Source organism: Candidatus Blochmanniella camponoti, assembly GCF_023585825.1.
GTDB lineage: Bacteria > Pseudomonadota > Gammaproteobacteria > Enterobacterales > Enterobacteriaceae > Blochmanniella > Blochmanniella camponoti.
This window is the reverse complement of sequence record NZ_CP097751.1, coordinates 659953-682085: the sequence shown is the minus strand read 5'-3', so window position 1 is coordinate 682085 and position 22133 is coordinate 659953. Positions and strand designations below refer to the sequence as shown.

17 protein-coding genes and 1 pseudogene are annotated in these 22133 nt (G+C 27.8%); 12 read left to right on the top strand and 6 right to left on the bottom strand.

Translation table 11 applies throughout. The annotated features are described in order from the left end of the window. Window positions 1-679: 679 nt before the first annotated feature. Window positions 680-1024 carry a cell division protein ZapA gene (gene zapA / locus M9394_RS02905; RefSeq protein WP_250246881.1) on the top strand — a complete coding sequence of 115 codons (345 nt, stop codon included), beginning with the start codon at window positions 680-682 and terminating at the stop codon, window positions 1022-1024. Between the two features lie 144 nt (window positions 1025-1168). After that, complete coding sequence (locus tag M9394_RS02900; protein ID WP_250247558.1) at window positions 1169-1780, top strand: 5-formyltetrahydrofolate cyclo-ligase; 612 nt, start codon at window positions 1169-1171, stop codon at window positions 1778-1780. A gap of 239 nt (window positions 1781-2019) precedes the next feature. On the opposite strand, the gene rpiA is transcribed toward M9394_RS02900, so the two are convergent. From rpiA to speB, 4 genes and pseudogenes are all read right to left on the bottom strand, one after another. Next, a complete protein-coding gene (gene rpiA / locus M9394_RS02895) occupies window positions 2020-2676 on the bottom strand; it encodes a ribose-5-phosphate isomerase RpiA (protein ID WP_250246882.1) in 657 nt (218 codons plus the stop codon). A gap of 339 nt (window positions 2677-3015) precedes the next feature. Continuing rightward, window positions 3016-4098 carry a class II fructose-bisphosphate aldolase gene (fbaA, locus tag M9394_RS02890; RefSeq protein ID WP_250248211.1) on the bottom strand — a complete coding sequence of 361 codons (1083 nt, stop codon included), beginning with the start codon at window positions 4096-4098 and terminating at the stop codon, window positions 3016-3018. Window positions 4099-4180: 82 nt separating this feature from the next. Further along, window positions 4181-5365 carry a phosphoglycerate kinase gene (locus tag M9394_RS02885; protein WP_250246883.1) on the bottom strand — a complete coding sequence of 395 codons (1185 nt, stop codon included), beginning with the start codon at window positions 5363-5365 and terminating at the stop codon, window positions 4181-4183. 538 nt (window positions 5366-5903) lie between these two features. Then, window positions 5904-6768, bottom strand: a pseudogene (speB, locus tag M9394_RS02880) (agmatinase); the annotation flags it as partial. Window positions 6769-7536: 768 nt separating this feature from the next. On the opposite strand from speB, the gene metK reads away from it, so the two are divergent. The 5 genes from metK to M9394_RS02855 all read left to right on the top strand — a co-directional run bounded on the left by metK (window position 7537) and on the right by M9394_RS02855 (window position 12965). Then, window positions 7537-8706, top strand: coding sequence for a methionine adenosyltransferase (gene metK / locus M9394_RS02875; protein ID WP_250249937.1), 1170 nt, complete (start codon window positions 7537-7539; stop codon window positions 8704-8706). 815 nt (window positions 8707-9521) lie between these two features. Next, window positions 9522-10085, top strand: coding sequence for a YqgE/AlgH family protein (locus M9394_RS02870; protein ID WP_250247563.1), 564 nt, complete (start codon window positions 9522-9524; stop codon window positions 10083-10085). Then, window positions 10085-10510 (top strand): Holliday junction resolvase RuvX, encoded by a 426-nt coding sequence (gene ruvX, locus M9394_RS02865; RefSeq protein WP_250250256.1) that lies wholly within the window; start codon window positions 10085-10087, stop codon window positions 10508-10510. The genes M9394_RS02870 and ruvX overlap by 1 nt, the downstream gene beginning before the upstream one ends. Window positions 10511-11541: 1031 nt before the next feature. Continuing rightward, on the top strand, window positions 11542-12639 hold the full coding sequence (mutY, locus tag M9394_RS02860) for an A/G-specific adenine glycosylase (protein WP_320411729.1): 1098 nt from the start codon (window positions 11542-11544) through the stop codon (window positions 12637-12639). A 71-nt stretch (window positions 12640-12710) separates the two neighbouring features. After that, complete coding sequence (locus M9394_RS02855) at window positions 12711-12965, top strand: oxidative damage protection protein (protein WP_250246886.1); 255 nt, start codon at window positions 12711-12713, stop codon at window positions 12963-12965. A gap of 158 nt (window positions 12966-13123) precedes the next feature. Here M9394_RS02855 and clpX read toward each other — a convergent pair whose 3' ends face one another. Next, entirely contained in the window at window positions 13124-14401 is a 1278-nt protein-coding gene (gene clpX / locus M9394_RS02850; RefSeq protein WP_250249935.1) for an ATP-dependent Clp protease ATP-binding subunit ClpX, read from the bottom strand. A 138-nt stretch (window positions 14402-14539) separates the two neighbouring features. After that, window positions 14540-15124 carry an ATP-dependent Clp endopeptidase proteolytic subunit ClpP gene (gene clpP, locus M9394_RS02845; RefSeq protein WP_250247567.1) on the bottom strand — a complete coding sequence of 195 codons (585 nt, stop codon included), beginning with the start codon at window positions 15122-15124 and terminating at the stop codon, window positions 14540-14542. A gap of 2270 nt (window positions 15125-17394) precedes the next feature. On the opposite strand from clpP, the gene cyoA reads away from it, so the two are divergent. The 5 genes from cyoA (at window position 17395) to cyoE (ending at window position 22094) form a co-directional block, all read left to right on the top strand. Continuing rightward, window positions 17395-18279 carry a ubiquinol oxidase subunit II gene (cyoA, locus tag M9394_RS02840; protein WP_250246888.1) on the top strand — a complete coding sequence of 295 codons (885 nt, stop codon included), beginning with the start codon at window positions 17395-17397 and terminating at the stop codon, window positions 18277-18279. 75 nt (window positions 18280-18354) lie between these two features. After that, window positions 18355-20316, top strand: a complete 1962-nt coding sequence (cyoB, locus tag M9394_RS02835; RefSeq protein WP_250249933.1) for a cytochrome o ubiquinol oxidase subunit I — start codon at window positions 18355-18357, stop codon at window positions 20314-20316. Further along, the gene (cyoC, locus tag M9394_RS02830; RefSeq protein WP_250249931.1) at window positions 20309-20881 is read left to right on the top strand and encodes a cytochrome o ubiquinol oxidase subunit III; all 573 of its coding nucleotides are present in this window, start codon (window positions 20309-20311) and stop codon (window positions 20879-20881) included. Before cyoB ends, cyoC begins: the two co-directional genes overlap by 8 nt. Before the next feature lie 3 nt (window positions 20882-20884). Then, complete coding sequence (gene cyoD, locus M9394_RS02825; RefSeq protein ID WP_320411728.1) at window positions 20885-21187, top strand: cytochrome o ubiquinol oxidase subunit IV; 303 nt, start codon at window positions 20885-20887, stop codon at window positions 21185-21187. A gap of 22 nt (window positions 21188-21209) precedes the next feature. Then, window positions 21210-22094, top strand: a complete 885-nt coding sequence (cyoE, locus tag M9394_RS02820; RefSeq protein WP_250249929.1) for a heme o synthase — start codon at window positions 21210-21212, stop codon at window positions 22092-22094. Window positions 22095-22133 lie beyond the last annotated feature (39 nt).

The window sequence follows — 22133 nt, the reverse complement described above, 5'->3', positions numbered from 1 at the left end:
AAACATCTTTGTAGAATTAATTCACCGATTAAATAAAGTATATTTACAGTTAACTGCAATATGAGTTTGATACGTATATCGAAATATTTTTGCATTTTCTATTTATTATGAACAATTACATTAAATCTAATTGCAATAATTCTTATTTATTATAAGATACGGGATATGTTTATTTCATTATATGACAATTATAAAGATATCAGCATTTACTGCAATATAATTTCAGTATTGTTAGTGTTTATGGCAAATAAACCTATTTTTATAATAAAATTAAGTGGTTTTTCAGTATATTGAATATGCATATTCAATATACTATTTTAAAATTCATATGGTTTTAAAATAATTTAATCATACAGATGATACATAATATACTTATGGACTACAAAAATATTCTATAAACTTATTGAAATATCCAATTTTTAATTTTACTACACTTAAATTGCAGATTAATTATATTTTTATGTAAGATATTTTTTTACATTTAAATATTTTTACATATTAAATGATTATTAATCATTGAATGTGTTTAAAATAACATAATGATTTTTATGATTTTTTTAATCAAGTATTCATATACAAAACAAAATTTTTGTATATGTGTGTAACCATTATAGTAATTATTACTGTATTGTATAATCATTGAAAAATATAAATAAATTATAATTTCCAGGAAAGAAATATGCCTGAACAACCAATAGATATTCAAATTTTCGGTCGAACACTACGTATCAATTGTCCGCCTCAACAACAGGATGCTTTAAATAAGGCAGTAGAGGATTTAACTCAACGTTTGCAGGATTTAAAAATTAGAACAAGGGTAACTAATGCTGAACAATTAGTATTTATAGCCGCTTTAAATATATGCCATGAATTAACTCAGGAAAAATTAAAAACGCGTGAATATGCAGCCAACATTGAAAAACATATTCTTTTATTGCAACAAACTATCGAAAAAGCCTTACTTGCACATACTCATATTACTGATCATGCTAATAGATCACTGGAATGCTCTGAACACGCATAAATTATTATATCATATATTTTGTGTGTAAACATAATAAGATCGTCAGAATAATGAATGTAAATAGGCAAACATAGTAGTTAACACTATTTTTAGGACAAACAGCGTATAAATATGCTGTATTCATATCAATGAATTCAATCTAATATGTATGTTGATGACAAAAAATCATACAGAAAATTTCTTCGTATGTATATACGAAGTATACGTAGAACTTTAACGTTTCAAGAACAATATACAGCGGCGCAATTAATAACTAACAAAATTATGACTATAAATCATATGCATAGATCAACGCGTATAGCGGTGTTTATTGCTTTTGATGGAGAAATAAATACTGCTTTGCTCATTAGAGCTTTGTTATTGATGCATAAACAGATATATTTACCGATTCTGCCTGATTCAGGATCCACATGCTTACTATTTGCACGATATACATTTTCAACACCTCTTATATGCAATCATTTAAATATATATGAACCGAAATGGAATGCTCGTTCTGTTATTCCTATAGAAAAAATAGATGTTATATTTGTTCCATTAGTCGCATTTGATACTAGTGGCAATCGATTAGGCATGGGTGGTGGTTTTTATGATAGAACTTTACAAAACTGGAAACATCAAAGCAATTATATACCTATAGGATTAGCACATGATTTTCAAAGAATACCTACCCAATTGCTTCCTATAGAAACATGGGATATAATATTACCAGAAATTATCACTCCATCTTATCATTTGATTGTAGATACTCATTAAACAATACTTTGGAGGGCATGTTGTTTGTAATATTTAGTTCTGTGATAATAACATTTTTTGAATACGGATAGTTTGCTGTATTCTCAGCAATTAATATTAAGTAATGCGCATTTATTATCAAGAAATCTTAATAATGATCATATATAAAAATATATTGATTTATACTGCCATATAAATTGTCAGTCATTTTTAGTTTTATATTGTTCAAACTTGATTTTTATTAGAATAGAAAAAAAGATTTATTTAATTATTTTTATACCTTCTCTTGTTCCAATTAATACTATATCTGCTCGTCTTTTCGCGAATATACCAACACTCACTACTCCTGGAATATTATTAATTTTTGTTTCTAATAACGACGCATTTATAATCTTCATGTTATATACGTCTAAGATGTTATTACCATTATCAGTAATTACATTATGTCGATATTCTGGTAAACCACCTAAACGCACTAATTCTCTTGCTACTAATGAGCGAGCCATAGGAATGACTTCTATTGGCAAAGGACCGCGTCCTAATATATTTACTTGTTTACTGCTGTCAACGATACAAATAAATGTTTTAGCTGCAGCAGCAATAATTTTTTCTTTGGTCAAGGCTCCACCCTTACCTTTAATCATTTGCATATGTGAATCAATTTCATCTGCACTGTCAACATATACATCTAATTCGTGTAAGCTATTAAGATTACATAGAGGAATACCTATTTTTTTTAATTGATTAGATGAATAATTTGAACTGGAAACCACGCCTTCTATTTTTTCCTTTATACTATTTAGTGCTTCAATAAAATATGTAACAGTAGAACCTGTTCCTACTCCTATAATTCTGCTAGATTGAATATATTTTAAAGCCGCCCAACCTACTGATTTTTTTAATTTATTTTGTACCATATAACACCTATACAATACGTATATTATATAATTAGTGCACACGAATTTGATCTATTATTATTGATGTTTGATAATAATTTTCGTTTTATATAGATCAAAAAACGATATTCAATGGGAATTAAAACCATACATTAGATAATTTTTATGATTCATGTAGGCATTGCACTCCATAAACAAGAAACAGATTTTAAGATTTATTTATATTGAAATTTAATTAAATCTTACTTGTCGTAATCATAATATTAATAATATTCATCAAATTTAATTTCATATAATTCGAATGATATTCGATATACGAATCTGATCTAATACATTATAATTTGTTATTAAAAAATTATTTTACAAAATATTAACAGCATTTAAAGTGTAAAATATTTTTTCTAAATACTTAACCATTGATTTTTGTCCTGCACGAATCCAGATGCGTGGGTCATAAAATTTTTTATTTGGTTGATCGTTTCCATATGGATTACCTAATTGAGTTTGAAGAAAACTTTTATTATGTTGGTAGTATTTTAAAATACCTTCCCAAGTAGCCCACTGTATATCAGTGTCAATGTTCATTTTTACAACACCGTAACTGATAGCTTCTTTAATTTCTTCTTCTGTAGATCCAGATCCTCCGTGAAATACTAAATTTAAAAAATTGTCAGGTAATCCAAATTTATTAGAAACGTATTTTTGTGATTTTTGAAGAATTTTTGGATCTAATCGTATGTTTCCTGGTTTATATACACCATGTACATTGCCAAATGATGCAGCTATAATAAATCGAGGACTGATAATATGTAATTTTTCATAAGCATAAGTTATATCTTCTGGGTTCGTATATAAAAGTGAATGATCCAAATGATGGTGATCTATACCATCTTCTTCTCCTCCGGTGCAACCTAATTCTATTTCTAAAGTCATATTTAATTTGTGCATACGACTTAGATACTGTGAGCTAATTTCTATATTTTCTTTTAAAGATTCTTCAGATAAATCAATCATATGGGATGAAAATAATGGACTACCAGTTTCATAAAAATGCTTTGTACCTAAATCTAATAGAGCATTAATCCAAGGCAAATTTTTTTTAGTACAATGATCAGTATGTAAAATAACAGGAATACCATAATGTTTAGAAATGTGATGTACATGTCGACTACCAGAGATAGCTCCTAATACTGCTGTATTATGATCATTTTTATCACTATTTAAACCATATCCTGCCATGAAAGCAGATCCTTTTTTAGAAAACTGTAAAATAATAGGAGACTGCATATTAACTGCAGATTCTAATGCAGCATTAATTGAATCCATTCCTATACAGTTTACCGCTGGTAAAGCAAAATTGTTTTTTTTTGCAAAATCAAATATTTTCTGTACATTGTTTCCAGTAACTACGCCTGGTTTTATAAAATCGAGGATCTTAGTCATATTTTCTTCTGTTGTTAATGAAAGCATACATCGACAAGACTATTTAAATATAGTTGTATGTATTGTTCATGTATAATACTGGTTAATTTATATTATTTAAAGCATGTTTTTCAAGCATTTTTACTGATGGAAATGTTTTACCTTCAATGAATTCTAAAAAAGCTCCACCTCCAGTAGAAATATAAGAAATTTGATCAGAAATATCAAATAAATCAATAGCCATTAAAGTATCACCGCCTCCAACGATAGAAAAAGCATTACTTTTAGCAATAGCATGAGATATCATTTCCGTGCCTTTTCTGAAATTTGGAAATTCAAATACTCCAATAGGACCGTTCCAAAGAATAGTTTTAGCACAATTTAAAATATCTAATATTCGAGTAATAGATTCGTCACCTAAATCAAGAATTTGCTCATCATCTTTAATATCAATTATAGCTTTCATAGTGACTGGAGCAGTTTCAGAAAATTCTGTACTTACTCGTACATCAGTAAGAATAGGTATATCACAATTTTCTAAAAGACGTTTTGCTGTAGGTATAAGTTCTTCTTCATATAAGGATTTACCTACTTTTTTACCTTGAGCTGCTAAAAAGGTATTTGCAATACCTCCTCCTACTATCAAATAATCTGCAACTTTTGATAAAGAATCTAAAACAATCAATTTAGTAGATACTTTAGACCCTCCAACTATTGCAACCATTGGTCTCATAGGATTGCATAAGGCTTTTCCTAAAGCTTCTAGTTCTTTTTGCAATAAAAGCCCAGAACAAGCTGAAGAAACAAATTTACCTATACCATGCGTAGACGCCTGTGTACGATGAGCACTACCAAACGCATCCATAATAAATACATCGCATAACATGGCGTATTTTTTTGATAATATCTCATCATCTTTTTTTTCTCCTTTATTAAACCGCACATTTTCTAAAACTAACAGCTCTCCTTCCATAAAGTTTACTCCCTCTAAATAATCTTTAACTAGACGCACTTCTTTGACATATCGATTAATCAATTGTTTTTTTAAATATTCAACCACGGGCTGTAAGGAAAATTGAGCATTATATTCTCCTTCTATTGGTCGACCCAGATGAGAAGTTACCATAACATGTTTACTTTTCTTTAAAGCCAATTTAATAGTAGGTAATGATGCATGAATTTTTCTATTAGAAGTAATGACTCCATTTTTAACAGGTACGTTTAAATCAGAACGAATTAAAACACGTTTACCCGTTAGGTCTAAATCAGTTATTTTGATCATAGTCATGATAGGTAACCTTTCAAATATGAAGCAATATAGATAGTCATATATATTGATGATAATAAATATTTTTATTTATCTACATATCACTATTTTTAGTTTAGTTTACTAGTTAACAACTGAATAAAATAAATAATATATAACTTAAAATAAATTTAATTTTTCAAAATAATTAATTAATAACATAGAAACTCTAAAAAAATAACGTATTGTAAACAGTTACTATATACTGAACAATGTTAACATGCATTAGGAAACATGTAATGTCTTATGGGAGTATAAGGTGCTGATTACTTAATAACAATCTGATTTATAAATCATTTATGAATGTAGTGTTGTAATCATATAATCATTTAACATGTTACGTAACTAATATTATAAGTATTGTTGATTTGATGCAGTATTAAGCATTTGAATATAGTATCAATTCTATATGCGATGTTATTTTTTGTGTGATTAATTACAGTGTTTATTTACTGAATAACATACTAAATTAATTTTTAATGCTTCTTTGATTTCACTTGAGTATAAAGCATTTCTAACCCTATTGTATTGTAGCCGCTGCTAAAGCAGTAATTTGTGCGCAATCGTAATCCGGAGCTACCTCTACTAAATCAATACCCATAATATTTAAATGTTGAAAACCGCGTATTAATTTTAATACACGGTAACTTGTTAATCCTCCAATTACTGGCGCCCCAGTACCAGGCGCTATAGCTGAATCCAAACAATCAATATCGAAAGTTAAATATATTGGAAAGGATTGTGCAATTGATGTTATTTTATTGATGATAACATCAATGTTAGTATCCTTAATATACTCTACATCCAGAACTGTAAATCCGAAACATTTTTTGTATTCGATACGAATACCAATTTGTATGGAATGTACAGGATCTATTAATTTTTCATTAAGAACATGTAATATTACAACACCATGATCATATTTACTATCGTTATCATAATAATCTACATGTGCATCAAAGTGTATTATTGCTATTTTTCCAAAAATTTTGCATACACGCGTAATATAGGTAATATGATATAATGATCACTTCCAAATGATAACATTTTTTTTCAGACATTAGTAAATTTTCAGCATGGGTTTATAGAGAACTGGTGAAATCTTGTATGTCTCCAGATTTGTATATTAAGTCTCCACAGTCAACTATGTGTAAATTCTTGCGTATATTCACGCTCCAAGGCCAACGAAAATGTTCCCAGGCTAAATTAATAGATGCTTGTCTAGTGGCGGTTGGTCCAAATCTACTTCCTGAGCGATCAGAAGTAGCCATATCAAAAGGAACCCCAGTAATTACCCAATCACTACTATTACTATTATAAGGATCGAATTCTAATGGAAATCGTAAAAACCCAAAGGAATTTGAAAATAAGGAGTTATCATTTTTATAATTTTAAAGTATTCATGTGTTTTCTTTATTTAATTAATTTTATAAACAGTCTACTATATAGAATATATAGTTGAATAAAATTAAATAGAATGTTTGTATAAATTGATATTTCTAAAAATTTTTTATATAGTCGGTCGACACAGTTGCAGTCAAACAAGTTTCTCAAATTTAAAAAATTTCTAGAAATATATTCAAATAAACCTGCACTCAAAATGAGAGTGATATCTACATAGTAAATAAATTACAAATAAAGCTTATTTCTATTTATTTTTTAATTTAATTATTTTTTACAACATAAAATGCAAACATCTTATTATAAAAATGAATAAATAAGATATTTGGTTTGTATAAGGATTGAATATCGTCAGAATTTTTAAATTTATATACACAATAATATTAAATGGATAACTTTACTGTTTAATAAATTAATTAAAAACATGATTCAATAATATAAATAAATAAGTACATAAAAAAATTAAATTAATAGTGATACTTGTATAAGTATCAGATGAAAAGTATTAGAAACAGGCATATTTGTAGCAAATTTTGATCACAATCTATTAATAGCTAATATAGCTACTTTATCAATATTTAATATATAAATTTAATAATATTAAATTATTATTAAATATAAAAAGGAAATATGATATGTTAGTGATTTATGTAAAATAATTTTATACATATGATTAACTCAAATAAATTTACTATACCTATATTGGGTCATACTAATGTAAATCGTAAACTTTATACTAAAAGGATATTAAAATGTCGCAATATTCGTTTACATCTGAGTCCGTATCAGAAGGGCATCCGGATAAAATTGCAGATCAAATTTCTGATGCTATATTGGATTCTATCTTAGCGCAGGATCCAAGAGCTCGCGTTGCGTGTGAAACTTATGTTAAGACAGGTATAGTAATAATAGGTGGGGAAATCACTACCACTGCTTGGGTAAATATGGAAGAAATCACTAGAAATACCATTCGTGATATTGGTTATGTTCATTCAGATATGGGGTTTGATGCAAATTCTTGCGTAATATTGAGTATAATTAATAAACAATCTTCAGATATTCAATATAGTATTGATCAAGGTAATACAAGTACATTGCAACGAGGAGCAGGTGATCAGGGATTAATGTTTGGATATGCTACTAATGAAACTAATGTTTTAATGCCTGCTCCGATAACATATGCGCATCGTTTGATTAAAAGAAAATCTCAAATGAGAAAAAGTGGAGTGTTACCTTGGTTGGGATTAGATGCTAAAAGCCAAGTAACTGTTGCTTATGAGAATGGCAAGATCATTGGTATCACCGCTGTTGTCTTGTCTATTCAACATGCTTATGATATAAAGTTAACAGATTTGAAAGAAGCTGCCATGGAAGAAATTATTAAACCAGTGCTACCTAACAAGTGGTTGTCTAATAACACCATATTTCTTATCAATCCTGGAGGACGTTTTGTTATCGGAGGTCCTATTAGTGATTGTGGTTTAACTGGAAGAAAAATTATTGTAGATACCTATGGAGGTATAGGTCGGCATGGTGGCGGATCTTTTTCTGGAAAAGATCCATCAAAAGTAGATCGTTCAGCTGCTTACGGAGCGAGATATGTAGCTAAAAATATTGTAGCGGCTGGATTAGCAGATCGTTGTGAGCTTCAAGTGTCCTATGCAATTGGTGTTCCACATCCAATTTCTATGAGCATTGAAACTTTTGGAACAGAAAAAATATCACATGACATTTTAATAAAATTAATAAAAAATTTTTTTGATTTTCGTCCTTATGGTTTAATTGCTATGTTAGATTTATTAAAACCAATTTACAAAGAAACAGCTGTTTATGGACATTTTGGTCGCGAATGTTTTCCTTGGGAAAAAATTGATAAGGCGGAACTTCTTCGTGATGCGGCTGGTTTGAAATGTACACCTTAATAATATTTACATATTTATTTTTAAGTTGATTTATAATGATTTCATTAATATGGAATATACAATGCATGATCAATGCATATACAATAAGAAGGTTAATATTGGTCTTGTATGCAAGATGCATATTGTTTGCATAAAAATTAAAATTATGTAATCAGTTTTTAATAAAATTAATTAAAATTTAACTACGTATTGTTTATACATAAAATTAATGTTTAATTTTATGTATAAACAATATTACATGTATGCAAATGTAATAATTAAGGTTGATTAATTTTTATAAAATTTTATGAAATATGCAGTACACAATAAATAATTTTTTTAAATATAACAAAGTACAATTAGATTTTATATGCTGAATTAATTTCAGTAATTTTTATTAGTCTTTATAAAACAACTATATTAAAATATAAGTATATATAAATATTTTTTAGATATTTTGATATGTAGTAATTTTGCTTAATTTTAATGTAAAAAAAATAAAATTATAGTATGTGTTATTTGAGAATCTACATATTGATATTTTGTATAATTAATTGTTGATTTTTTTGCATTTAAAATGTTATTAGTTTGATTTAAATTTTATTTAAATATTCTCATTATAAATATTGTGTTAACAAAGAACAAAAAACCATGTGTTAATAATAATTAAAAAATTTTAATACTTAAATTGACTTGTGGTTGCATAGAAATCAATCAATTATAGTTGATAGCAAAGATGTAAATTATTTTAGAAAAAATAATTAATTTAAATTTTTAAACTTTGTATTTTTAACAAATAAATTTATAAGTAATTTATGTTAACACCACATAAGATAATAAATTTACAAAATCATTTTTTAATAGCTATGCCTGCACTGCAAGATCCGTTATTTAAACAATCAGTGATATATATTTGTGAACATAATGATACAGGTGCTATGGGGATTGTCATTAATAAACTAGTAACACGATGTACGGTAGAGACTATATTAAACAACCTCAAGATTGTATCCCCCACACGCGATCCGTCTATTCGATTAGATAATCCAGTGTTTTCTGGAGGCCCCTTATTAGACGATCGAGGTTTTATTTTACATACTCCTATAAAAGGTTTTAGTTCTAGTGTTAACATTTCTTCAAAAGCTATGATTACTACTTCTAAAGATATTTTAGAAACTTTAGGTACCCCTAATCAACCAAAGGATGTATTGGTAGCACTTGGCTATTCTGGATGGGCTAAAGGTCAATTAGAACATGAATTAATGGAAAATACTTGGCTTACTGCTCCGGCTAATGAAACAATTTTATTTCATACTCCTATTATTGATCGTTGGCGCGCAGCTGCAAAAATATTAGGAATTGATATTTGTAATATTGCTGATCAGAAAGGTCATGCGTGATGTCAATTATTGAGATAGTTATGGGTTTTGATTTTGGTACTAAGCACATAGGAGTAGCTATTGGTCAAAAATTGACTTGTACTGCGCAACCTTTGACTGTATTGCAGTCGCAATCTGGTGTTCCTAATTGGAAGCGTATCAAAGATATTTATAATATATGGAAACCAATGATTTTGGTAGTAGGATTACCTTTAAAAATAGATGGTAGCGAACAACCTATTACAATTTTAGCAAAGATATTTGCCATGCAACTCAAAGAATTGTTTCCTGTTACGGTCAAAATGCATGATGAGCGTTTTAGTACAAGTGAAGCACGTTTAAACTATTTTGAATATTATCATGATGATTCATGTGCTAGACCGAATATTAAAATTAATGCAATTGCAGCTGAAGTAATTTTAAAAAGTTGGTTAAATAAATCTTAAGTACAAAAAATAATATTTCCTATATAAATAGGATAAAAAAATGATAATTAAATATTAGAAATAATATTTAATTATATCAATTCTGATAATAATGTTCAAATTTTAATGATTGTTTTTTATTATTTGTTATTTTAAAAAATTTTTTAATAATGTAAAAAATGATAATATGCTAAATGTTTAAATGTATTATATTAATTCACATATAAAAAATTTTATTTTATATATAAGAATAGATATTAATTTTTTCATAGAAAATATTGACTGATGTTTTTAACATGTTGATGTTTTTTAATTCACGCATTAACTATCGGGATTGGAAATATATTCCCAGGTGGCACTAAAATATAGGTTTAAAAACATATTGATTTTCAATGAAAATAATAATAAGAAATTTACTCAGTTTTATTAGTTTTGTATAATTTGATTACAATTAAAAGATAATTTTAAATTTTGATAGATGATTGTAATTATACATATCTTATAAATTTTAAATTTCAATTGAATAAGGGTATATAAAAATATTTTATTTGTTTTTTATTTATATTTTTTTGAGATAGGGTATCAGCACAAATGAAATAAATTAGGAATTGTAATAATGAGTAAAAAAAAATCGGTGTATTAATTGAGACAAATCAGCACACAGCGCCACATTAATAATGTTTGTGATATTATTTTTTATTTCTGATAAAAATTAGATGATAAAAATCTACAACTTTTAATAAAAATGTGCACATGCGTTTATTATGAATAAACGCATGTGCACTGATGTATGGACACTGTTTTCTATTAACAATTAGAAATATGATTGTTAGATCACTTTCCTCAAAAAGTAGTTTATTATATAGTGACATTACTATGTTTAAAAATAAATAATTATTAATTTATACCACTAATTATTGAAATTAAATTTCATATTTTGTTAGTTGACTGAAACAACTATAGTTACTTTAACAACATATTAATCGGGTATTGCTATTTAGAAAAATTGTTTTAAATTTTTAACAATATCTTTTAGTAAAAGTTTTAGTCGCTTGCATAAGCAAGTGACTACATTTAATTTTTATATAGTACAAAAACATATGGCTCAAGATATTATTTTTTCAAAAAAAATATTACTTTGGTATCAAAAATATAGAACACAGGATTTACCATGGCAATTGAATAAAACAATGTATAAAACTTGGTTATCTGAAATCATGCTACAACAAACACAAGTGAAAACTGTAATTTTTTATTATGAACGATTTATTTCAAAATTTCCAACCATTAAACAATTGGCGACAGCAGAATTAGATGAAGTATTATTTTTATGGAGCGGATTGGGGTATTATGTGCGAGCTAGGAATTTGCACAAAACAGCTAAAATTATTGTTAATCATCATCACGGTAATTTTCCAAAAGATTTCGACACGCTTATTTCTTTTCCTGGTATCGGAAAATCTACCGCAGGAGCTATATTGTCGTTAACGTTAGATCAACATTATCCTATTCTTGATAGTAATGTAAAACGAATACTAATTAGATATTATACTCTCGATTATTATTTATCAAGAAATAGCTCTGAAGCAAATAATAAACTATGGTTATTAATCAAGCAATTACTTCCTAATATAGGGGTTGCAGCTTTTAATCAAGCTATGATGGATCTCGGGAGATTAATATGTACTAGTACGTATCCACTTTGCAATGATTGCCCTCTTCGAGAAGGTTGTCGATCTTTTCTAAATCACTGTGTTGATCAATATCCCAGAAAGAAGCTTAAAAAAAAATTAATTAAGAAAACTATCTGGTTTTTATTGTTGTTGTCACAACAACATCAAATGAAAATGATATGGCTCGAAAAGCGATCATATCAAGGAATATGGGGAGGATTGTTTTGTTTTCCTGAATTTTCCAACCTTAAAATATTAAATACGTGGTTGTTACACTATAATCTTCATAATAATCAACGTATAAATCTGGCCATTTTAAAACACAAATTAAGCAATATTGATTTAGAAATTAAACCAATATTGCTTAATACACATACAAAATTAAATTATAAAAAAGATGGGATTTGGTATGATTTGATGCATCCTCCAATCATTGGATTACCTAAACCAATTTCTATAATACTACAGAAATTGTAATCATAACATAGTAAAGATATTGAATTTCCAATTCTTATAAAAATGCTTGTTGCAATATGAGACTTCTAATAATGTCCAAAATAATTTATTGTGTTTTTTTAAAAAAATATGCTGAAGGACTAGACGCTCCATGTTATCCAGGAGCATTAGGCAAATATATTTATGAACATATTTCTAAAATTGCATGGATGCAGTGGCAAGATAAACAAACTATTTTAATCAATGAAAATAAACTCAATATGATGAATATTTCAGATCGTACAATACTTGAAAAAGAAATGAAAATTTTCCTATTCGGAAAAAATTTTTCAATAAAAAATAATTAATTACCAGAGTTTTTCTCTTGCAATTAGAATGTATATTGTACGTAAATTTTTTAGAAATTTGTGTTTACAGTAGAGTGATGATTGTTATCATAATAACAAATTTTTTATTCTCAATTTATGACAATATCACATGCAGCTATTATTCAACGAGAGTTCATTTACGTTTGGTTAGTTTTATGGTTACTGTAGATTAACAATGGTTTTGAGCGCCCAAATACTACTGCTTCGTCAATTATTATTTTATCTATATTATTTTGTGAAGGTAATTCATACATTATATCTAGCAATATGTTCTCTAAAATAGCTCTAAGTCCACGAGCACCAATTTTTTTTTTCATAGCGTTTTTAGCAATAGCAGTCAATGATGTTTCGGAAAATTCCAATTTTACTCCATCAATATGAAATAGTATTTCATATTGTTTTATTAAAGCGTTCTTTGGTTCTTTTAAGATTTTAATTAATTCTTTTTCTTGCAGTTCATCTAAAGTAGAAACTATTGGAAGTCGACCAACAAATTCTGGAATCAAACCAAATTTAATTAAATCTTCTGGCTCAATTTGTGTTAATAATGAATACTCAATGTTTTTTGTTGTATCGTTGTTTTCTGAAACTCGAAATCCAATTGTACGTTTGTTAGTAGTGCGTTGCTGGATAATTTGATTCAAACCAAAAAAAGCACCACCACAAATAAAAAGAATGTTAGTGGTATCCACTTGTATAAATTCTTGCTGAGGATGTTTACGACCTCCTTGTGGCGGTACCGCAGCTGTAGTCCCTTCAATCAACTTTAATAAAGCTTGTTGCACTCCTTCTCCGGAAACATCTCGAGTAATAGAAGGATTTTCTGATTTTCTAGAAATTTTGTCTATCTCATCTATATAAATGATTCCTTGTTGCGCTTTATTCACATCATAATTACATCGTTGTAATAATTTTTGTACAACGTTTTCTACATCCTCACCTACATACCCCGCTTCTGTCAAAGTAGTAGCATCTGATATAGCAAATGGTACATTAAGAAACCGAGCTAATGTTTCTGCTAATAATGTTTTGCCACTTCCTGTAGGACCAATCAACAAAATGTTACTTTTAAACAATTTTGTACTATTGCTGTTTATACATATCTTTTCATTACGTAAACGTTTGTAATGATTATATACTGCTACTGCAAGTACTTTTTTAGTGTATTCTTGTCCAATCACGTAATCGTCCAAATGATTCTTAATTTCATAAGGGGTGGGATATTTGGTCAATTTTTCGTTAATTATTTTACCTTTATTTTCTTGGCTAATTATGTCCTTACATAAATCAATACATGTATCGCAAATATGCGCTGATAATCCAGCAATTAATTTTAATACTTGGTTTTGGTCTTTCCCACAAAATGAACAACACAATACACTATTTTTTGAATGATTTTGATGATCATCGCTCACAGTCTGATATCCTTCCGTTTACGTTTAATTCATTTAAAACAATCTATAAATTACTTGATACACAAATAACAAATTCAGACATAAATTTTATTACAGATCATGATGATAATGAAACGCAAATTAAGCAGTAATCTAAATTTATATTCGTTGAGATAACACACAATCTACCAATCCATACTTCATTGCTTCATCAGCAGATAAAAAACAATCTCGTTCTGTATCTTTATTGATGATATCGATAGATTGTCCGGTATGCTTTGCCATAAGCTTGTTGATATTATTTTTAATTTTCAATATTTCTCTGGTATGAATAGCAATATCAGTAGCTTGTCCTTGGAAAGATCCTAATGGTTGGTGAATCATTATTCGAGCATTTGGCAAACAAAATCGTTTACCTTTGGTACCAGAAGCTAATAGAAAAGCGCTCATGGATGCAGCTTGTCCCATGCAAAACGTACTAACATCAGGTTTTACAAATTGTATAGTATCGTATATCGACATTCCTGCGGTTATCACTCCTCCTGGAGAGTTAATATACAAATGGATGTCTTTTTCTGAATTTTCTGATTCTAAGAACATCATCTGAGCAACAATCAAATTAGCTACACTATCTTCGATTGTTCCTGTCATAAAAATAATTCTTTCTTTTAGTAATAAAGAAAATATATCGTATACACGATCTCCTCGAATAGTATGCTCTATTACTGTTGGAACTACTACCATACGATGACAGTAAGGCATGTTAAAGTTATGTGAGCATTGCATAGCATATATTATAATCCTCTTGTATTGTATATCTGTTATATAAAAGTTTTATTTAAACCTTGATATAATACAATTTATGAAAAATTTCAAACTAAATTTAATAATCATATTTTATTAAGAAGTAATTACTGAACATATAGTTTTCTGTTAATTTATTATTAATCAAATGTTTAAAGATTATAATAAAAAATGTTTGTATATTCACATATATATATTATTTGTTCTTATCGTATCTTATATGTAAGACTACGGTCGTATGTAATAAATAGTTAAAGAACATTTCACATTGATAAAAACTGATTGTTTATGATCTAATCAACTAATTAAAATAAAAGCATTTATTATTTAAGGTGATATTTCTTGTAGTCGAACGTTTCTAATGATCAGCTAATATAATCATAACTTATTAAATCGTTATATATAATTTTTTGCAATAATTTTGTTTGATTAAGAATAAAATCAATTACTATTCTCTATAAAAAAGAACCTGAACATATTGCTACCATTGTCGTATTGTTGTTCCATGATCACATCTTTTGAAACATCGAATACACCTAATACATTATTAATAATGTTGTGAATTAAAAGTATAGGTAACATCAATTTTTGGAGTAACATCATTACATAGCAATACAATTTTACGCGACGTTTTCTTGATTTTCGAAGTTAAATTTTCCTAACAATAAAGTGTGTAATTGTTTTATTTTTTAAAATTGCATTGCATAAACATACTTACTTATCTTATTACTGTAAACTGTTAGTACATACTCTATTAAACATAAAAAGAAACTCAATGTCATTGACATATGACATAATATTTTAATATTTAATTTTTTGTTTTATTCTAATGATATAGTTTAAATAAAATTAAACACATTCCTAAATTTTTTACATACATGTATTTTTGTGGTGTCTATTCTGTAAAATAGACCAGTTTATGTCATTCTGGTTTGATTTTAAAAAACTTTAAAATTTTCATTTTTAAAAATAACAATAAATTCATGCATCTCTCCTTAAAGATTATTTAAATTGATATTCAAAATGAATATCAATTTTTATATTGAAAACATCTTCTATATTATGATCAAACGTCTTATCTTATAAATCAGGAAAAACTAATTGTTTTTTTATTAACTATCATAATAACACCTCCAATGTTGCCGTCTTCATATCTTACTATAAGATAGTATGACTATGTTAAAAGTAACTCGATTCCAATACTAATTTTCTTATTACTACATTTCTATGTACATATATTTTTATATTTTTAAAACTACAATCAATATCCATTTTTTATAATTTCTGATAAAAATTGGTTTTTTATTTCAATGTTAATGAGTCCTTTTAGTTTTATACGCGGACATATTTCTACTGCGCCAGTATGCACAAAATTTTTACTATTATTACAAAAGTATATAAATTATTGCATGTAGGTTCACTAATTAAATTGATTCTGTTTTGATGATAAGATCAATAAAATTTTTATTACATTAATTTTATCATGATTTTATGACTAATAATTATTTCATAATCTTTCTTAAAAAAATAAATAGATACTTTCCCAACACGAAAACCATGAATATATATGTTTTTAGAAAATGTGTCGATCTTTCATAACATTCTGTATTCGCAATATTTATAGAATAAATTAACAGTAATGTGTTTCCATAAATATTTAATATTTTCAATCATTACGCGTATCTAATTTATTCCTTTTGTTTTATAAGTAAAAATGACAATAAAGTATACGATACTACGCAACATCATATAACATACAAACTATAAATATAACAGACCTTTAATTTATATTTATATCTAATAAATAATTACTATATAATTCATATTCTTAAAATTATCAATGCGCTAAATTTTTAATAATGTTTTAAGTATTAATATTACGATGATATTAATAATTGAATAGATATATAAAATATATAATTAAATTAATTTACGTTAAGTTATTTAGTGAAAAAAAATCAGCTCAATTATACCTAGCAATACAATTATTGCTGTAAATTATTGAACAATAATAGAGTATTTAGTGTTATCTTTACTTCATAAAATGAAGTTCATTTTGAATAAATATACTTACTATATTTAAAATTTTTAGTAAATGGTAATGATAAAAATTTTTAGATATACATAATCTATTTACATTAATGCAGATTTGCAGTAGGATATTTAGTACAAGCACTTAAATATATATATATTCGCATTAGAATTGTTGAATGAAATTCAGCGTACGCAAACATAGAAAGATATGTATTTCATTGTTACTGCATAGTTTGATAATAGTATTAAATGGATGCAGCGATTTGGTTTTACTGCATCCTAAAGGTCAAATTGGGATAGAAGAACGTTCACTGATATTGACCGCATTCGGATTAATGCTTAGTATAGTTGTCCCGGTAATCGTGATGACAATTTTTTTTACTATAAAATATAGAGCATCTAATCTCAGAAATACGCAATATAGTCCTAATTGGGTAAATTCTAAAGAAATAGAATTTATAGTTTGGGCTGTGCCAATTTTAATTATTATTTTTTTAGGGGCTGTAACTTGGAAATCTACTCATAAATTAGATCCTAAAAACCCTATTGTATCGTCTGCTGAGCAACCAATTATTATTAATGTCATATCATTAGATTGGAAATGGCTTTTTATTTATCCAAAACAAAATATAGCAGTTGTTAATGAGCTTGTTTTTCCGGCACATATACCAATAAAATTCAATGTTACTTCTAATTCAGTTATGAATTCTTTTTTTATTCCTCAATTAGGAGGACAAATTTATGCGATGGCTGGAATGCGTACGGAGCTATATTTAATAGCTAATGCAGCGGGGCGATATAAAGGTATTTCATCAAATTTTAGTGGTCAAGGATTTTCTGGTATGAAATTTACCGTTGTTGCTACACAGACTAAACAAGAATTTGAACAATGGATACAAACAGCTCAAAAATCATCTCATCAAATTAATAATATGTCAATTTATGAAGAATTAGCTAAACCCAGCGAATACCATCCGATAATTTATTTCTCCAATGTACAACCTAACTTGTTTAATAATGTAATCGATAAATTTACACATCAAAAGAAAGAATATTTTTAGCTATAATTCATGTTTTCTTAATATAAAGCATGATTGTTTTGGGAAATGTTGTAAATATATAAGGATAATAAAATAATGTTTGGAAAATTAACAACACATTCTATTCCGTATGAAGATCCAGTTATTATGTCGACAGTTATTATCATTCTTTTCATTGGAGTAATGCTTTCCGGTATCATTACATATTACAATAAATGGCGATATCTTTGGAATGAATGGTTTACTTCTGTAGATCATAAAAAAATTGGGATTATGTATATTATAGTCTCATGTATTATGTTTTTACGTGGTTTTGCTGATGCGATTATGATGAGAGCGCAACAAGCTTTATCTTCTTCTGGATCGTATGAATTTCTTTCAGCCTATCATTACAACCAAGTAATTACCGCCCATGGCGTAATCATGATCATATTTATGGCTACTCCCTTCGTAATAGGATTAATGAACTTGGTGGTTCCATTACAAATCGGAGCGCGAGATGTTGCTTTTCCTTTTTTAAATTCTTTGAGTTTTTGGTTATTTATGGTAGGTGTAATTTTGATGAATCTTTCCTTAGGAATAGGAGAATTTGCTCAAACAGGATGGTCAGGTTACCCACCGTTATCAAACAAAGAATACAGTCCTGGAGTTGGTGTCGATTATTGGATATGGAGTATACAAATTTCTGGAATAGGAACTACTTTGACTGGTATAAATTTTTTCACTACAATTTTATACATGCGAGCTCCAGGATTGTCGATGATGAAAATGCCAGTTTTTACTTGGACTGCTTTATGTACAAATACATTAATCATTGCTGCTTTTCCAATTTTGACTATTACTATCGCTTTATTAACACTAGACCGTTATCTGGGAACCCATTTTTTTACTAACGATTTAGGCGGAAATATGATGATGTATATCAATTTATTTTGGGCTTGGGGTCATCCAGAAGTATATATTTTAGTGTTGCCCGCATTTGGTGTATTTTCGGAAATTGTTTCCACTTTTTCACAAAAGAAGTTGTTTGGGTATACTTCATTAATATGGGCTACTATAGCTATTACTGTGTTGTCTTTTTGTGTATGGCTACATCATTTTTTTACTATGGGTGCAGGTGCTAACGTTAATGCATTTTTCGGTATTATGACTATGATAATTGCCATTCCAACTGGAGTAAAGGTGTTTAACTGGTTATTCACTATGTATCGAGGGAAGATTGTTTTTACTTCTCCAATGATGTGGACTATTGGATTTATCATTACATTTTCCATAGGAGGAATGACTGGGGTATTATTATCTGTGCCCGGGGCTGATTTTGTATTGCATAACAGTTTATTTTTAATTGCACATTTTCATAATGTTATTATTGGAGGAGTATTGTTCGGTTGCTTTGCCGGCGCTACCTATTGGTTTCCTAAGGCTTTTGGTTATGTTTTAAATGAAAAATGGGGGAAACGAGCTTTTTGGTTTTGGATTATTGGATTTTATATAGCGTTTATGCCGTTATATATCTTAGGGTTTATGGGTATGACCCGTCGACTAAGCCAACACATTGATCCAATATTTTCATCGATGTTAATAACCGCATCAATGGGTACTATATTAATTGGATTGGGTATTATGTGTCAATGTATCCAAATAATAGTCAGTATTGTAAATCGTGATAAATATAAAGATATAAACGGAAATCCATGGAATGGATCTACTTTAGAATGGGCTGTTTCTTCTCCCCCGCCATTTTATAATTTTGCAATTATTCCTATAATAAACAGTGATCGTGATGTTTTTTGGTATGTACAAAATAATAGAAACGTATATTCTTGTCCTGATCAATTTCAATCCATACATATGCCTAAAAATACGTATTCTGGCATTGTTATATCTTTTTTCGGTTTAACATTTGGTTTTGGTATGATTTGGTATATATGGTGGCTCGTTATTTTCAGTATGTTTGGAATAATAGCAACTTGGATTCTCCATACATTTAATGATGATACAGAATATTACGTACCAGTAGAAAAAATTAAAGAAATTGAATGCGTTAGTAATGTATAAACATAATAATTTAAATATAAAGACAATATTTGGTTTCTGGTTATACATAATGAGTGATTGTATTCTATTTGCAAGTTTATTTGCAATATACTCTGTATTATGTAATAACACAGTAGATTGTTCTTCAGGTAAAGATATATTTTCATTACCTTTTGTGTTTGTAGAAACTTGTTGTTTATTATTGAGTAGTCTTACTCATGGTAAAGTTATGATATATGTAGAAAAATCATGTACTAAACAAGTAAATGTTTGGATGGGAATAACTTTTTTACTAGGACTATGTTTTATTAGTATGGAGATCTACGAATTTTATCATTTAATTAAATTAGGAAACAATCCATGTCGCAATGCGTTTCTTTCTTCTTTTTTTACTTTAGTGGGGACTCATGGTCTACATGTGATAGCAGGTCTTATTTGGATTGCGGTAATGATTATGCATATTGTGTATCAAGGATTGACATACACCAACTATATACGAATGCAATGTTTAAGTTTATTTTGGCATTTTCTTGATATTATATGGATATGTGTATTTACTGAGGTGTATTTACTGGGAGTACTATGATTAATGAAGAATGGTTATACACAGAAGTCATATTTGATTGGGTTTATGTTGTCTGTTGTTTTGACAATCGTTCCATTTGTTATGGTTACACATGACGCAATAAATAAAAAAATATTAATAAATATCATTGTATTTTGCTCAATAATTCAGATCATTGTTCATTTAATTTTCTTTTTACATTTGGGAAATGTATCTAATCAAGCATGGAATTTAATATCTTTAATATTCACAATATTTATTGTTTTTATCCTTGTATTAGGAAGTGTATGGATTATGACACATTTGCATCATAATTTGATGATTTGAATAATAAGATAGTTTAATTGTTATGATTAAATATTATTTACACTTAACGAAACCAGGAATTGTTTTAGGTAATTTAATGTCGGCTATAGGGGGATTTTTAATAGCATCGCGAGATGCTATATCTTGTTCTTTATTTATCACAATGATTGTAGGAACAGCCTTAGTGATAGCTGCTGGCTGTGTGTTAAATAACATTATTGATCGAGATATTGATGCAGTTATGGAAAGAACTAAAAATAGAGTCTTGGTGCAACACGGTCAACTTTTTTTAAATCGAAGTATATTGTATGCAGTAATCTTAAGTATATTTGGATTTTTGTTTTTGAGTTTTACTAAGAATTTTTTGACAGTATATTTAGCGGCAATAGGTTTATTGATATATGTCGGGGTGTATAGTTTATGGATGAAACGTAGATCTATTTATAGTATAATGGTGGGTAGTGTATCAGGAGCGATGCCACCAGTTATTGGATATTGTACCGCTTCAAATCAATTTGATGTAGGAGCTGTAATATTATTAATAATTTTTAGTTTGTGGCAAATCCCACATTCTCATTCCATTGCTATTTTACGATTCAATGATTATAAAGTAGCTTTTATTCCAACTTTCCCTATTAAAAAGGGGATGGAGTCAACTAAGAATCATATGGTTGTTTATATAATTGGATTTATTATAGCAACCATATTATTTACTGTTATGGGGTATACTAGTTATATATTTTTAATAATAATTAGCGTTATGAATTTATGGTGGTTATATATGGGCTTTTATGGTTATAGAATAATTAATCATAATAATTTGTGGGCAAAGAAAATGTTTTTATTATCTCTTATCATTATAGTATCATTAAATTTGCTTTTATCCTTAGATCATATTTTATTTTCTACAAAAAATATATTACTGTAAATATGCCATATGTGAAATACTATTAATTTAAATGAATAA

Bases quoted from the DNA above. Each gene is read 5' to 3' on its own strand.
- zapA (WP_250246881.1), top strand. From the start codon at position 680: ATGCCTGAACAACCAATAGATATTCAAATTTTCGGTCGAACACTACGT.
- M9394_RS02900 (WP_250247558.1), top strand. From the start codon at position 1,169: ATGTATGTTGATGACAAAAAATCATACAGAAAATTTCTTCGTATGTAT.
- rpiA (WP_250246882.1), bottom strand. From the start codon at position 2,676: ATGGTACAAAATAAATTAAAAAAATCAGTAGGTTGGGCGGCTTTAAAA.
- fbaA (WP_250248211.1), bottom strand. From the start codon at position 4,098: ATGACTAAGATCCTCGATTTTATAAAACCAGGCGTAGTTACTGGAAAC.
- M9394_RS02885 (WP_250246883.1), bottom strand. From the start codon at position 5,365: ATGACTATGATCAAAATAACTGATTTAGACCTAACGGGTAAACGTGTT.
- metK (WP_250249937.1), top strand. From the start codon at position 7,537: ATGTCGCAATATTCGTTTACATCTGAGTCCGTATCAGAAGGGCATCCG.
- ruvX (WP_250250256.1), top strand. From the start codon at position 10,085: ATGTCAATTATTGAGATAGTTATGGGTTTTGATTTTGGTACTAAGCAC.
- M9394_RS02855 (WP_250246886.1), top strand. From the start codon at position 12,711: ATGTCCAAAATAATTTATTGTGTTTTTTTAAAAAAATATGCTGAAGGA.
- clpP (WP_250247567.1), bottom strand. From the start codon at position 15,124: ATGGTAGTAGTTCCAACAGTAATAGAGCATACTATTCGAGGAGATCGT.
- cyoA (WP_250246888.1), top strand. From the start codon at position 17,395: ATGAAATTCAGCGTACGCAAACATAGAAAGATATGTATTTCATTGTTA.
- cyoB (WP_250249933.1), top strand. From the start codon at position 18,355: ATGTTTGGAAAATTAACAACACATTCTATTCCGTATGAAGATCCAGTT.
- cyoC (WP_250249931.1), top strand. From the start codon at position 20,309: ATGTATAAACATAATAATTTAAATATAAAGACAATATTTGGTTTCTGG.
- cyoD (WP_320411728.1), top strand. From the start codon at position 20,885: ATGAAGAATGGTTATACACAGAAGTCATATTTGATTGGGTTTATGTTG.
- cyoE (WP_250249929.1), top strand. From the start codon at position 21,210: ATGATTAAATATTATTTACACTTAACGAAACCAGGAATTGTTTTAGGT.